Annotated in this window: 10 protein-coding genes; 9 read left to right on the plus strand and 1 reads right to left on the minus strand. The window is 74.2% G+C overall.

Annotation, left to right across the window (positions count from 1 at the left end):
• The first annotated feature begins 94 nt into the window (after positions 1-94).
• Positions 95-688, plus strand: a complete 594-nt coding sequence (locus ACF061_RS24405) for a TetR/AcrR family transcriptional regulator (protein WP_392269079.1) — start codon at positions 95-97, stop codon at positions 686-688.
• A complete protein-coding gene (locus tag ACF061_RS24410) occupies positions 685-1,521 on the plus strand; it encodes an alpha/beta fold hydrolase (protein WP_392269080.1) in 837 nt (278 codons plus the stop codon). Before ACF061_RS24405 ends, ACF061_RS24410 begins: the two co-directional genes overlap by 4 nt.
• 75 nt (positions 1,522-1,596) lie before the next feature.
• Here the strand turns inward: ACF061_RS24410 and ACF061_RS24415 are convergent, their stop codons facing one another.
• On the minus strand, positions 1,597-2,745 hold the full coding sequence (locus tag ACF061_RS24415) for an MFS transporter (protein WP_392269169.1): 1,149 nt from the start codon (positions 2,743-2,745) through the stop codon (positions 1,597-1,599).
• A gap of 206 nt (positions 2,746-2,951) precedes the next feature.
• Between ACF061_RS24415 and ACF061_RS24420 the strand changes: the two genes are divergently transcribed.
• The 7 genes from ACF061_RS24420 to ACF061_RS24450 all read left to right on the plus strand — a co-directional run bounded on the left by ACF061_RS24420 (position 2,952) and on the right by ACF061_RS24450 (position 13,764).
• The gene (locus tag ACF061_RS24420) at positions 2,952-3,896 is read left to right on the plus strand and encodes a LysR family transcriptional regulator (RefSeq protein WP_392269081.1); all 945 of its coding nucleotides are present in this window, start codon (positions 2,952-2,954) and stop codon (positions 3,894-3,896) included.
• A gap of 565 nt (positions 3,897-4,461) precedes the next feature.
• Positions 4,462-4,665, plus strand: a complete 204-nt coding sequence (locus ACF061_RS24425; protein WP_392269082.1) for a hypothetical protein — start codon at positions 4,462-4,464, stop codon at positions 4,663-4,665.
• 624 nt (positions 4,666-5,289) lie between these two features.
• Entirely contained in the window at positions 5,290-5,637 is a 348-nt protein-coding gene (locus tag ACF061_RS24430; protein ID WP_392269083.1) for an STAS domain-containing protein, read from the plus strand.
• 1,068 nt (positions 5,638-6,705) lie between these two features.
• Positions 6,706-7,638 carry a dienelactone hydrolase family protein gene (locus tag ACF061_RS24435; protein ID WP_392269170.1) on the plus strand — a complete coding sequence of 311 codons (933 nt, stop codon included), beginning with the start codon at positions 6,706-6,708 and terminating at the stop codon, positions 7,636-7,638.
• A gap of 255 nt (positions 7,639-7,893) precedes the next feature.
• The gene (locus tag ACF061_RS24440; protein ID WP_392269084.1) at positions 7,894-10,887 is read left to right on the plus strand and encodes a LuxR C-terminal-related transcriptional regulator; all 2,994 of its coding nucleotides are present in this window, start codon (positions 7,894-7,896) and stop codon (positions 10,885-10,887) included.
• Positions 10,888-11,139: 252 nt separating this feature from the next.
• Complete coding sequence (locus tag ACF061_RS24445) at positions 11,140-12,402, plus strand: PucR family transcriptional regulator (RefSeq protein WP_392269085.1); 1,263 nt, start codon at positions 11,140-11,142, stop codon at positions 12,400-12,402.
• Positions 12,403-12,975: 573 nt separating this feature from the next.
• A complete protein-coding gene (locus tag ACF061_RS24450; protein ID WP_392269086.1) occupies positions 12,976-13,764 on the plus strand; it encodes an ABC transporter ATP-binding protein in 789 nt (262 codons plus the stop codon).
• Positions 13,765-13,769 lie beyond the last annotated feature (5 nt).

Genomic DNA, 13,769 nt, shown 5'->3' on the forward strand with positions numbered 1-13,769 from the left:
CCCGTGGAAGGGCCGGGTCTTGTCAGGACGCCTTCCCGATTGCCATCCTAGGGGCCTTAGGTTGAAGCTAATGCCCCTAGGGAGTGGAGTGTGTATGGCGCGGGCCGGTCTGACGGCGGAGCGGGTGACGATCGCGGGCGCCGAACTGGCGGACGAGGTCGGGTTCGATCGGCTGACCATGTCTCAGGTGGCGCGGCGGCTCGGAGTGAAGGACGCGAGTCTCTACGCGCACGTTCGCGGTCTCGAGGATCTGCGTGGGCGGATCGCGCTGCTGGCGGCGGACGAGAAGACGATGCGTATCGCGGAGGCGACGGCCGGGCGTGCGGGCAGGGACGCGCTGGTCGCGTTCGCGGACGCCTGGCGTGACTACGCCCGCCGGTACCCGGGCCGTTATGCGGCGACCCAGGTCTCGATCGAGATCGATCCCGAGCTGGCCGCGAACGCGCCGGGTCCGCGGCGTGCGGTCGAGCTGACGTACGGCATGCTGCGCGGCTACGGACTGGCCGAACCGGACCTGACCGACGCGGTCCGCCTGCTGCGCAGCACGTTCCACGGGTTCGTCGCCCTGGAGGCGGCAGGCGGCTTCGCGCACAAGCGCCCGTCGCAGGACTCCTGGGTCCGCGCGCTCGACGCCCTGCACACCCTTCTGGAGCGCTGGCCCCAGTCAGGAGAAGGAGACCGAGCATGACCGAGCCGACCGTCGGGACCTTGCGTGTCAACGGCGCGACCCTGCACTACGAGGTGCGCGGCCAGGGCCCGCTCCTGCTTCTGATCCCGGGAGGAACGGGCGGCGCGGCCTCCCTGGCCACGGTGGCCGCCGACCTGGCCGACGCCTACACGGTGGCGACCTACGACCCACGAGGGATGTCCCGGAGCACGCTGGACGATCCCGGGGCCGAGCAGAGGGTGGAGGAGCACGCCGAGGACGCGTTCCGGCTGCTGGACGTGCTGTCACCCGATGGGCCCGGCCGGGTGTTCGGCGCCAGTTCGGGGGCGATCGCCGCCCTGCACCTGCTCATCACCCACCCGGAGCGCGTGGAACGTGTCATCGTGCACGAACCGCCGGTGGTGGAGGTTCTCCCGGACGCCGCCGCGCACCGCGCACTCCTCGCGCGTGTGCGGGACACATTCCGCACCCAGGGGCTGATGCCGGCGATGACCGTGTTCGCCGCGGGCATGCGGAAGGACGGTGACATCACCGGGCCCGCTGCCCAGGTCGAGCTCCCGCCGCGGGCGGCGGCACGGGCCGAGCAGACCATGGGCGACCTGCCGTACTTCGTCGGACGCATCGTACCGAGCTTCATGTCCTACGCCCCCGACATCCAGCGGCTCGAGGCACTGTCGGACCGGCTCGTGCTCGCCTGCGGCCAGGACTCGCGCGGCGAGCTTCCCCATCGTCCGGCAGCCTTCCTGGCCGAGCGTCTCGGAACGGAACTCCTGCTCTTTCCCGGCGGGCACACCGGCCTGACCACCCACCCCACCGAATTCGGCGAACTCCTTCGCGAGGCGTTCCGCGCATAGTGTCCCGAGTCGGAGGTTCGCCGCGGCCACCGGGCCGAGCCGGACGGCCCATGGGGAGCCGTCCGGCCGCTCGGGTCAGTCCCCGGAGGCCGCCGGGGCGACCGGCGAGGGGACCCGTCCGAGGGAGCTGACCAGCAGGGCTCCGAGTGCCAGCGCGCCGCCCAGCCACAGCACGGACTCGGTGCCGAGGCCGTCCACGGCCCGGCCGCCGACGAAGGCGCCCAGGGCGATGGCCCCGTTGAACACGCCAACGAACAGGGAGGTCACGCCCTCCCGGGCCTGGGGGGCGGCCAGCGCCAGCCAGGTCTGGGTGCTCACCGACACACCGCCGTAGGCCAGACCCCACACCACCAGCAGGATCGCGGCGCCGGCCACGGAGAGCCCGAGCAGCGGGACCAGCATGACGGAGGCCGCCAGCGCCAGGCTGATCACCACGAGAACACCCCGCACCGACCGCCCGACCTGGGCGCCGACCACGAAGTTACCCGCGATACCGGCGATGCCGTACACGAGCAGCAGGGTGCCGATCACCGAGTCCTGGACGCCGGACACCTCTTCCAGGACCGGCCGGACATAGGTGTACGCGGCGAAGTGGCCGGTCACCAGCAGGGCCACCACGGCGAGCCCGGTGACCACCCGGGAGTCGCCGAACAGCCGCATCACACCGCCCAGGGCGACCGCCTTCTCGGCGGGAAGCGGGGGCAGCAGGACGGCCATGGCGACCGTCACCACCACGGCCAGCCCGGCGACGGCGAGGAACGCCTCGCGCCAGCCCGCCAGTTCACCGATGTACACACCGGCCGGCACACCCAGGACCGAGGCGACGGCGATCCCGCTGAAGATCATGGAGGTCGCCGGTCCGACGGACTTGGCCGCGACCAGCCGGACGCCGAGTCCGCCCGCGAGCGACCACACGCCGCCCATGCCGACGCCGATCAGCACACGGGCCGCCATCATCACCGCGAAGCTCGGTGACCAGGCGGCCATCACATTGGCCAGCGCCAGAAGCAGCATCAGGGAACAGAGCACCACACGCCGGTCGATCCGGCCCACCGCCGAGGTGACCAGCGGCGCGGAGAACGCGGCGACCAGACCGGTGACGGTGAGCGTCAGACCGGCCGTGCCCTCGCTGACGTCCAGGGCGCCGCCGATCGGAGTGAGCAGCCCCACCGGCAGCATCTCCGACGTGACCACGGTGAACGTGCCGGCCGCCACGGCCACCACCGCGGGCCACCCGCTGCTCCCGGCCCGCCGCGGTGCGGGCTGCCGTACGGACAGATTCTCGACCTTCGCCATGGCACCAGCCAACTCCCGGGCCGAGGGCGGAACAAGCGCGAACTTCTCATGCTTCCATGAGGTGGGCTAATCGAATGCCGCGCGGAGCAGGGACACGGCCACCCGCGCGGGCCGTACCGCTGGAGGACATGACCATGATCGCCACCGGGCCCGGGACCACCGGTGGGAGTCCCCCGCCGGTGGGCTCCGTGGAGATCCGCGAGCTGGAGTGCTTCCTGGTCCTCGCGGAGGAGCTCCACTTCGGGCGCACGGGGGAGAGGCTGTACGTCTCCCAGGGCCGGGTCAGCCAGCTGATCCGCGCCCTGGAGCAGCGTGTCGGCGCCCGCCTGGTGGACCGGACGAGCCGCAGGGTGCGGCTGACCCCCCTCGGCGAGGACTTCCTCGGCGCCCTGCGCCCCGCCTACGCCGCCCTGCGCACCGCCGTGGAGAACGCCCGTGCGGCGGCGCTCGGCGGCGCCCCCCTGCGCATCGGCTTCCAGGGCGTGGCGGGGTACGGCTTCATGGAGGTGGTGCGGGAGTTCGAGGACCGCAGTCCCGGCTGCGCGTCCCGGATCACCGAACTGCCGCTCTGCGACCCCTTCGGGCCGTTGCACCGCGACGAGGTGGACACCGCCGTCGTCCTGCTGCCGGTCCGGGAACCGGAGTTCGTGCTCGGGCCCGTCTTCTCCCGCCAGCCGCAGTACCTGGCGGTCTCCCGGCGGCACCCCTTCGCCGGGCGGACCGTTCTGGACGCCGAGGAACTGGCCGACTCGCCGCTCGTCGGGGTGGCCGCCCCGGCGCCGGACTACTGGCGCGAGGTCCAGGCGCCCACCCGCACCCCGGCCGGCGCCCCGGTGCCCCAGGGGCCGGCGGTGGGCACGCTCCAGGAAGGGCTGTCCCTGGTCGCGGCGGGCCGGGGCGTGATGCTGCTCTGCCGCCCGACCACCGAGTACCACCACCGCCGGGACGTGGCCTACGTTCCGGTGACCGGACTGCCCGAGTCCGCGCTCGGCCTGGTCTGGCACCGTGACCGGGAGAACACCCGGGTCCGAGCCTTCGCCGAGGCGGTGGCCGGCGACCTGTCCCGGCTCGGGCTGTGATCCACCGGGCGGGAGCGGACCGGGCGCGCCGTCGGCGGGCCCGCCCGGAAGCGGGTGGCGGCGCATGGCCCGTCGGGGTCCCGAGCTCACGAGCGAGATCGTCCCTGCGCACCCGCGCGAGGCCCGCCCCGGGGGACAGCCGGCCGGCCGCCTCCACGATCACGCCCCACGTCGCTCGTCTCTGCTGGAAACTACTTGAAAGACGAAACCAGTTTCCATGGTCCCCACCGTGACCTCCGGCGCCGAGCGGGTGGTGGCCAGGGCGCTCCGGGCTGGGTGCCAGGGCGCCGCGTGCGGCGATCCTTATGTCCGCATATCGGGTTTTTTCGCTCTTCTTAGGGCAGACTCAGACGGTTTTCATGATCGCGGGACACTCTTTACTCCGTGACCAGAGTTCTCACAGCGGCGAGGACGTCGGCGACACCACCGGCCCCATCGAGCATGGGCGGCGTGGGTCTCGGCTTCGTCATCCCGATCGGCACGGTCAGGTCTGACGTGGCGAAGTTCCGCTCTGGCTTCCGGAACGGGGCGGGCGCCCTGCCGGGCGACGCGTAAGGAGTACGACATGAGCAAGCAGGCTTCGCACGAGGTGACCGCTCTCCTCGGCCCCGTCGCAGTCCCCACGGCCCCAGAGGCGCACGAGATCCACGCACCGGCGAGGCGGCTACCGCAGGTGTCGGTCCCGCACCTGATGGGCTTGCGCACCAGCGCGGCGCGCCCCCACCGCCGCAAGGTGCCGCTGAGCCGTCTCGCCCCGGCGTTCGGCTGAGCCGAGTCGCCGGCCCGGCTGCGGGCGCTGATCCGAGGCTCCCTGCGACGAGGTGCCGCAGGGAGCCTCGCAGGACGGCCGCGGCCGGGGAAGCGCCCCCCCAGGCGGACAGCGGGGTCCCCCGGCCGAGCAGAGGCGGCAGCCCGGCTGGACCGGTCCGGGGGTGCGTGGCCGGCTCGTCTCACGGCAGGCGTCGAAGGGGGTTCCGCACGGGCCCGTCGCCGGTCGGCCGGGCTCGGACCGCCTCCGAGTAGACCTGATCAAGTCACGCACGGCTCCCCGCTCGCCGTCTCGCCGACCGGCGGCAACCGCGACGACGTCAGCCGGGCCCGTACCCCGCTCGACGCGGTCCCGCCCGTCCGGGGCCAGGACGGCCGGCCTGCCGCAGGCCCGACGTGCCGCGCAAGCGGGCTGGCCGTCACGGACCCGCGTGTGCGAGGCTCGGGGGAGCAACCAGCCTGGTCTGGTGAGAGGCCCCGTGCCGCCCTTGAAGGTCAGCGTTCCCAGTGACCGGGTCGCGGTACGGGTTGTCTCGCTCGGCTTCACGCGGCCCCATGCCGTGTGCTTGACGCCTTCTTCGCCGGAGGCGTGACGGGCTCGACCCCCAGGATTGAGGGGCGAACCATGAACGGCTTCACCGTGGTGACACGACACCATCCCGACCGCACCGTGATCACAGTGCGCGGGGACATAGACCTCGAAACCTGCCCCGAACTGACCCGGGCCGCGGCCGTCGCCCCGCTGGGCGGCAACAGCCTCTGCCTGGACCTGGCAGACGTGCCCTTCATGGACTCCAGCGGCCTGAACCTGCTGATACTGCTGCGCCAACGCCTCGACGCCGAAGGCGGCCGCCTCACGGTCACAGGGCTGCAGCCGCAGCCCACGCGACTGCTCGAGCTGACACACACCTACGACCTGCTCGCGGCCGACACCACAACCGCGGCCGGCTCCGACGACGGCCCGACCGCCTGACCGGAGCGGTCAGCCGAGGCGCACCCCTTCGTCCACCCTCCCCGGTCCGCCGCCGTCGCGGACGCGGGCGAGTTCAGCGGGTCGGCGAGTACGGGGTCCTGCCGATCGACGGCTCGTCCTCGTCGACCAGGAGGCCGGTCAGGAGATCGGCCAGGAGCTGGGCAGCCGGCCGGGACGGGCGTACAGCGGGTCGACGACCCCCTGAGTGACTCCTGCCGCCCGCCCGAGACCGTGCGGTCTCGGGCGGGCGGCGGCCTGTCATCAAGCGAGTGGCCGACACGGCGACCGTGATGGCGCGTTGGGCACCGCGTGTGCGCCTCGCCGACCGCGACGGCTGACTCGTGGATGCCCCACCGCGAGGCGTGCGACACGAAAGCGGCCGACGCGCGGCCGCACACCACCGCACTCGTTCTTCACGGCCTGGAAGCACTGCTCGATCGCCCACCGGCGCCCGGCAACGCGCACGAGCCGGTCGACGCCGGCCGTCCACCGGGGCACGACCGTGGGAGCGGCCCACTCGTCACCGCTGGTCCTGCGCCGGGTCGGCGCCCAGCGGTGACGGGTGGGCCGCTCGCCGTCGAAGTCCTCGATCACCGGGAGCCGGACGGCCGCCGGTGAGGGGCGCGCGGGCCCTCGGCGTCGTCGCCGCACGAGCGTGACTCCCATGCCTCACCGGGCGCCTCGCCGACCGCGCACTTTCGCGCCAAGGCGACCGGGCACGGAGCGGGCTCCCGCTGGGTGCCCCGGCAGGTCGGTCGGACGTGTGCCACCGGCACACCTGGACGTCTCGCGCGATCACTGGCCGCGAACGCCTCGGACATGATCCGGCCAGTGGCGCTGGCCCGTCTCCGGTCCGGACGCCGGGAGTTCAGGCGCACGACCCCTCGTGTACGTCGGCAGGGCACGGTGAACGCGGGGGCGGGACTGGTGGTTTCACCGGTGACCGCCAGGCCGCTCAGCGGCGAAGGTGGCACCGCCAGTCCAGCGGCGGCGCCCGTCGGACCATGCACGCCCGCGCGGGCGGCACGTGTCCCACGGGCGGCTCGCCATCGACGGAGAGGACGATCCATCGTGCAGCACCCCCACAGCAGCACCGCGATCCCTGCCCACCGTCCGCCCTCGGCCCGCCGTACCGGCCGGCTCGCCGCGCTCGCCACCACAGCCGTCGCCGTCGTGGGCCTCACCACCCTGGGCGGACCGGCGGCCCACGGAGCGGACAACCCCTATGAGCGGGGCCCGGCACCGACGGAGGCGAGCATCGAGGCGTCGCGCGGCCCGTACGCCGTCTCCCAGTCGGCCGTCTCCCCGCTCGCCGTGACCGGTTTCGGCGGGGGGACCATCTACTACCCGACCGACACCTCCGACGGTACCTTCGGAGCCGTGGCCGTCTCACCCGGTTACACCGGCACCCAGTCGTCCATCTCCTGGCTCGGCCCTCGCCTGGCGTCCCAGGGCTTCGTCGTCTTCACCATCGACACGCTGACGACGCTCGACCAACCGGACTCCAGAGGGCGCCAGTTGCTCGCTGCCCTCGACTACCTCACCAAGAGCAGCGCAGTCCGCGGCCGGATCGACGGCACACGCCTCGGCGTCATGGGGCACTCGATGGGCGGCGGCGGCTCCCTCGAAGCCGCGAAGGAACGCCCCACGCTCCAGGCGGCGATCCCCCTGACTCCGTGGAACCTCGACAAGACCTGGCCCGAGATCAGCACCCCCACACTCGTCTTCGGCGCCGACGGCGACACCATCGCCCCGGTCGCCACCCACGCCGAGCCCTTCTACAACACTCTCCCCGCCTCGCTCGACCGGGCGTACCTGGAACTGAACGGCGCCACCCACTTCACGCCGAACACGTCGAACACGACGATCGCGAAGTACAGCACCGCGTGGCTGAAACGGTTCATCGACAACGACACCCGCTACGAGCAGTTCCTGTGCCCGTTGCCGCGGCCGAGCCTGACCATCGAGGAGTACCGGGGCAACTGCCCGCACACCTCCTGACCGTTCGCCCACGGCACGGCACGGCACGGCACGGCACGGCACGGCACGGCACGGCACGGCACGGCCGTCCCGTCGCGGACGGGACGGCCGCGGACGTTGTGCCGGTGCACTGCGCGGGGCCGGGCATGCTGGGCCGTGCCACAGGCCGGGTACTGCTCCCACCCCGCGGAGCCGCAGGTCGCAGCGCCTTCGGGGCGACAGCCGACCAGGACGGGTGCCTTACACCTGTCCTGCCGCCCCAGTAAGGTCGCGGGAATGAGCGGACGAACGAACCACGGCTCCGCTGCGCCGGGACACCGGCCCGGTCCGCGAGACGACGTCGCGGCAGCCTTGTCGAACAGCATGCGGAGCGGCGGCGGGACGTGCGTCGTCACGGGTGAGCCCGGTCAAGGGCGTTCGACCTTCCTCGCGCTCACGGCCCGCTCGTTCGGCGCGGGGCCGGTGGTCGCCGTCGCCCCCGATCCCGCTCGGCCCCTTGGGCACCACACCGGCGTGCGAGCCCTGTGCGCCGCGGCCGGCTCACCTGCCGCCCGCGGCGCGTACTCGGGGTCGGAACTGCTCGGCGCCCTGCAAGCGGCCTCCGCCCCTGGGCCGGTACTGGTCCGCCTGTTCGACGCCCACCTCTGGGAGGTGGGTCCTCGTGCCGTCCTCGGGCGACCGGCCGCCCGGCTCCCCGTCACGGGCCGGTTCCCCCTCCTGCTCACCGTCGCCGGGCATCGTCCGTTCGACGTGGAGTTCGCAGGGCTGCCGCTGCCGCTGCCGCTGCCGCGCCTGGGCGCCCTGACCCCGACGGAGGCCGCCGCCCTGCTGGTCGAGGCAGCCCCGGGCGGCCTCGACCCCAAAGTAGGCGCGGGGATCACGGCTGTGGCGGAGGACAACCCCGCCCTGCTGCTGTGGCTGCTCCACCGGCTGACCCCAGCGCAGCCGTGCGGCCGCATGCCCATGCCGAGGCCCCTTGCCGACGCCGGAACGCTCACCGGCCCGGCGGACCTCACCGGCCCGGCGGACCTCACCGGCCCGGCGGACCTCACCGGCCCGGCGGACCTCACCGGCCCGGCGGACCGCCGTCTGATCGGGCTGCCGCCGGAGCGGGCGGAGCCGCTGTTGACCACCGCGGTCGCCGCCTCAGCGGTGGCGGGTGAGCCGTTCGCCGAGGCCCGCTCGGTCCTACGGGCGCTCGCCCGGCTCTCGGGTTCCCCGCCAGGTCTCGACCCGCTGACCGAACTGCTCGATCCGGCCTGTGGCCACCTCCGCTTTCCCAGCACACTGGTGGAACGGGCGGTGTACGCCGGCGTGTCGGCCGAACGGCTCCGCGCGACTCACGACGCCCTGGCCGACGCCTGTGCGGGCTGCCGCGACCTGATCACCCTGCCGCACCGCTCCCGGGCCGCCGCCGCGCCGGACCCCGGCCTCGCGGCCGACCTCGCCTCCGTCGCGGCCGACCCCGCGCTCCAGGACCCGTCGTCGCCGCGCCGCGGCGCTCCTACCCGCGCGGCGGACCTCGCGCCGGACGGCCCGTCCTGGCTCCGGCGGTACACGGCCGCTGCCGAACAGGCCCTGCTCGCCGGGCAGTCGCCCCGTGCGCGGCGACTGCTCGCCGAGGCCCGTACCCACCCGGCACCCCTGCCGGTGCGCGCCGGTGCCGAGCTGCTGCGCGGGCTGGCCCTGTGCGGGGACGGCCCGGTGGACGTCGCGCGCGAAACCCTTCTCCTCGCCGCCGCACTGCTCGCACCGCACGACCGAGAACGGTTCGGCGTGGCCGTCCTGGCCGCAGCGGAGGCGGCCTGGACAGCGGGAGACGTCACGGCGTGCCTGCGGGCACTGGCGATCGACGCGGACGACGGCGCCGTGCCGGACGGGCGGGGAGAGAGCGCCGTAGGAGGTGCGCGTGGCACCGAGCACATGTCGGGATACGGGGGCCGGGAAGCCCGGCCGGCCGGCTCGGGCGGTACAGGCGGCCTGGGCGGTGGCCGTGCCTCGGCCGACCCGGCCGACCCGGCCGGCCTCGCCGGACCCCCAGACCTGCTGCGTGACCACCGCACCGGCATCGAGGCCGTGCTGCGGGGCCGCTTCGACCGGGCCGTCGCCCCCCTTCGCCGCGTTGTGGACCAGGCCATGAGGACGGACGACCCCGATTGGTTGCTGCGGTCGGCGGCGGCTGCACTGCTGCTCGGTGACGTCACCGCCGCCCGCCGGGTCGGCGCGAGGGCGGTGGCGGTGGCTCGCGTCCGCCGGTCCGGCGCGCACGAGGCGCGGGCGCTGGAGTACCTGGCCTACGGCGAGCTGCGGGCCGGACGGCACGCGCTGGCCCGTACCCACGCGGAGGAGGGGCTGCGCTGCGCACACCGTGCCGGGCAGCACAACACGGCCGCTCACCATCACGCCGTGCTCGCTCTCGCGGCATCGATCGAGGGGGAACGGACCACCGTCGCCGAGCATGTGTCGGCCGCACTGTCCACCGCCCGGCGGCACGGTCTGGCCCAGGCCGCCACGCTCGCCCAGTGGGCGGCGGCCCGTGCCGATCTGGGCGGCGGCCGACCCCGCGAGGCCGTGGACCGGCTCGGCCCGCTGGTCCGGCCCGGTCCACGGCGTGGCCACTTCGCCGTGTGGATGCTGGCCGTTCCCTGTTTCGTGGAGGCCTGCGCGCTCTCCGGACAGCCGGACCACGCCCCGGAGGCGGTCGAGGACTTCGGCCTCTGGGCGGCCTTCGGCGCCGACCGCCAGGCTCCCGCCCAGCTACTGCGTTGCCGTGCGCTGCTCGCTCCGCACGAGGCCGCCGACCCGCTGTACCGGCAGGCACTGCGGCGGCACGAGGAGGCCGGCGGCGACTTCGAACGGGCCCGCACGGAACTGCTGTACGGCAAGTGGCTGCGCAGACGCCGCAGACCAGGCGAGGCACGCAGTCACCTGCGGGCCGCCCTGCTCGGCTTCGAGCACTGCGGCGCCCGGCCGTGGAAGCAGCAGGCGGTCGCGGAACTCCGGGCGATGGGGGTGGCCGGGATCGACGAGGCGGCGGCCCCATCCGGAGCGCGACAGAGCGGGCTGGCCCGACTGACCCCGCAGCAACTGCGCATCGCCCGCTGTGTCGCCCGGGGAGCCACCAACCGCGAGGTGGCGCTCAGCCTGTCGGTCAGCAACCGCACCGTCGACTACCACCTGCGCAACGTCTTCGCCGCTCTCGGCGTCCGCTCCCGGGTCGAGCTGGCACGCCTCATGGAGCGGGCGGAGGGGACCGCCGCACCCCCCTAGGGGCCGACCGGACGGTATGTCATTCTTCGGGCGGGACGCATCCGGTGGCGCATCCACACCGGTCACCTCCGGGAGGCCGGCCCCGGCGGGAGAAACGCGATGCACAGCCCTACAGACCGACCGGATGGTATGTCATCCTTCGGGGCAGGACCAGACGGGCGCCAGTCGCCGCACGGACCCAGCGGCCCGCCGTGAGCCGCCGAGGAGTCCGCGGGCGCGCCGCCGCCGAGCCGACTCTGGGGGATGACCGCGATGCACCAAGCTCTACGGACACCGACGGAGCTCCGCCCCGGCCCGACAGCCGTACCCCGGCCCAGGCCGCCACGGACACGCTCACTGGTGGACACCGACGCGCTCGGTGTGCTGCACCGGGCCGCCCGAGCGCTCCTGGTCGATCTGGCAGGTCTCACCGACCGCCTGCTCATGGTGCTCCGGGACCAGGAACCGGCGTACCGGTCGGCGCTCCAGACCGACCCGCACAGCACCTGGCAGGAGGCGCACCGCTCGTTGCGGCACAGCGTGACCTCGCTGATCGACCCGCGCGGGACCTGGGACGCGGCCCGCCGCTGCTCCTGGAAGATCGGTGCCGCCCGCGCCGAACAGGGCCTGCCACTCGACGCGTTGCTGCACGCCTTCCGGCTCGGCGGGTCGCTGGTGTGGCAGGGGCTGGTGGAGGAGACCGCCCGGACGGCACCCGAGGACGTCCGGCTGCTCGTGCACGTGGCGGCCGATGTGTGGAACTTCGTCGACGAACACTGCACCCTGGTGGCCGACGCCTACCGGCAGGTGGAGAGACAGATGATGTGGCGGCGCGAGAACCGGGTCCGGCTGCTGGCCGCCGCGCTGCTGGACGGCACCAGCCGCATCGCCGACCTGCCCGAGACCGCCGAGGCGCTCCGACTGCCCGAGCAGGGGCGGTACGTGGTGGTCGCGGTCACTGGCGGGCGCCCCCTCGGACCGGTGGGCCTGCGCGCCGCGCTGCCGGAGGGGGCACTGCGCGCGCACTGGCACACCGGTGTCGACGTGGACTACGGCATCCTGCTCACCGAGGACGGTGAACTCCCCGAGCCGGCGGCGCCGCCCGCGCCGGGCACCCGGGTCGGGATGGGCAACGTGGTCGGTGGTCTCGCGGCGGTCGGCGACGCCCGTACCCAGGCCGATCTGGCGCTGAGCCTGTGTCCCGCAGAGGGAGGAACCGTCCGGCTGGCGGAGCAACTGCCCTCCGCGATGGTGGTGTCCGCGCCGGAACTCGCCGCGTCGCTCACCGAGAGGGTCCTCGGGCCGCTGGCCGGGCTCGAACCGGCCGACGCGGACGTGCTGGTGGACACCCTGGCCACCTGGCTGGCCTGTGACGGCTCGGCGCAGCGGGCCGGGGAACGCCTCTACTGTCATCGCAACACCGTCCTCAACCGGCTGCGCCGCTACGAACAGCTCACGGGGCGCTCGCTGTCCAGACCGTCCGACGTGGTGGAGATCAGCCTCGCACTCATCGCGCGCCGGCTCCAACCGCGCTGACCCGCCGCTACCGTTCGGGCGCCCACGACGCCCTGGCCGAAGGACCAAGTCCAGGTCCTCCGCCGCCCGCCGCCGGGCCGAGCCGGCAGCGGGCGCCTGCGGGTGGCGGCGTGGCCCGGTGCCCGCTCCCCGCGTTCGGGCCGTGCGCGGCTCTCGCCGCCCGCCGCCGGGCCGTGCTCGCAACCGGCTTCTGCCGGTGGAGGCGTGGCCCGGTGCCCGCTCCCCGCCGCCGGGCCGGTCCCCGGTTCCACCGCGGACCGGCCCCGCGGCATGTGCGAGCCCGCGTCCGCGCGCGCTCCGCTCCTTCCCCGCCCGTGCCCGACCCTTGCGGCCGGGCCCTCGTCCTTCCCCCGCGAATACCCCGCCTTCCCCGGACCGCCGCCTCGCCCACCCCTTCCTCCGCGAGCGCGCCGCCCGCCCCCGCTGGGCTCGCGCACAGGCCCGTGCCGCCCGTGCTGGGCGGGCGCACCGGGCGGGCCGGGAGCCCTGTACCGCCGCTCGCGGGGCGTGCTGTCGTGAGTGCCCCGTACCCGCACCCCCCGTGCCGCACCGGCACGGACCCGAGGAGCCGTGATGCCCGCATCACCCCCGCACTACCGGCCGACGCTGACCGTGGAGCACCTTGACGTGACCTACGGACGTGCCGTGTCGGCCCTGCGCGCCGTGTCCCTGACCGTGCCTCCCGGTGAGGTGGTGGCCCTGCTCGGCGCCAACGGAGCCGGCAAGTCCACCCTGCTGCGTGCGGTGTCCGGCACCCTGCGGCTGCACCGGGGCGCGGTCACCGCGGGCCGTATCACCTACGGGGACACCGTCCTGGACGGACGCGACCCGGTCGCTGCGGTCCGAGCCGGAGTCGTGCAAGTCCCCGAGGGAAGACGGGTGTTCGCGAGTCTCACGGTGGACGAGAACCTGCGCAGCGGCGCCCTGGGCCTCGGCCGGCGTACCCCGGCCCGGCAACGGCAGGCCAGGGAGCAGGTGTTCGCCCTCTTCCCCCGGCTGGCCGAACGCCGCCGACAGGCGGCCGGGCTGCTCTCCGGCGGCGAGCAGCAGATGCTCGCCATGGGCCGCGCCCTGATGGCCGCCCCGCGCCTGCTCCTGCTCGACGAACCCTCCCTCGGACTCGCACCGTTGATGGTCGAGCGGATCACCGAGGCGATCCGGGAGATCAACACCCAGGGCACCGGCGTGCTGCTGGTCGAGCAGAACGCCGGGATGGCCCTCTCGCTGGCCGACCGCTGCCATGTCCTCGACGTCGGCGAAGTACGGCTGTCCGGCCCGGCCGCCGAACTGGCACGCACCGACGCGGTCCGCCGCCTCTACCTGGGCGAGGAAGCCGACACCCCCGGGCAGGGGGCCGCGTGAACTCC

This window comes from Streptomyces sp. NPDC015220, assembly GCF_043079345.1.
Classification (GTDB): domain Bacteria; phylum Actinomycetota; class Actinomycetes; order Streptomycetales; family Streptomycetaceae; genus Streptomyces.

What these genes read in the sequence shown, in the direction of transcription:
- ACF061_RS24405 (WP_392269079.1), top strand. Translation starts at nt 95, where the DNA reads ATGGCGCGGGCCGGTCTGACGGCGGAGCGGGTGACGATCGCGGGCGCC.
- ACF061_RS24410 (WP_392269080.1), top strand. Translation starts at nt 685, where the DNA reads ATGACCGAGCCGACCGTCGGGACCTTGCGTGTCAACGGCGCGACCCTG.
- ACF061_RS24420 (WP_392269081.1), top strand. Translation starts at nt 2,952, where the DNA reads ATGATCGCCACCGGGCCCGGGACCACCGGTGGGAGTCCCCCGCCGGTG.
- ACF061_RS24425 (WP_392269082.1), top strand. Translation starts at nt 4,462, where the DNA reads ATGAGCAAGCAGGCTTCGCACGAGGTGACCGCTCTCCTCGGCCCCGTC.
- ACF061_RS24430 (WP_392269083.1), top strand. Translation starts at nt 5,290, where the DNA reads ATGAACGGCTTCACCGTGGTGACACGACACCATCCCGACCGCACCGTG.
- ACF061_RS24440 (WP_392269084.1), top strand. Translation starts at nt 7,894, where the DNA reads ATGAGCGGACGAACGAACCACGGCTCCGCTGCGCCGGGACACCGGCCC.
- ACF061_RS24445 (WP_392269085.1), top strand. Translation starts at nt 11,140, where the DNA reads ATGCACCAAGCTCTACGGACACCGACGGAGCTCCGCCCCGGCCCGACA.
- ACF061_RS24450 (WP_392269086.1), top strand. Translation starts at nt 12,976, where the DNA reads ATGCCCGCATCACCCCCGCACTACCGGCCGACGCTGACCGTGGAGCAC.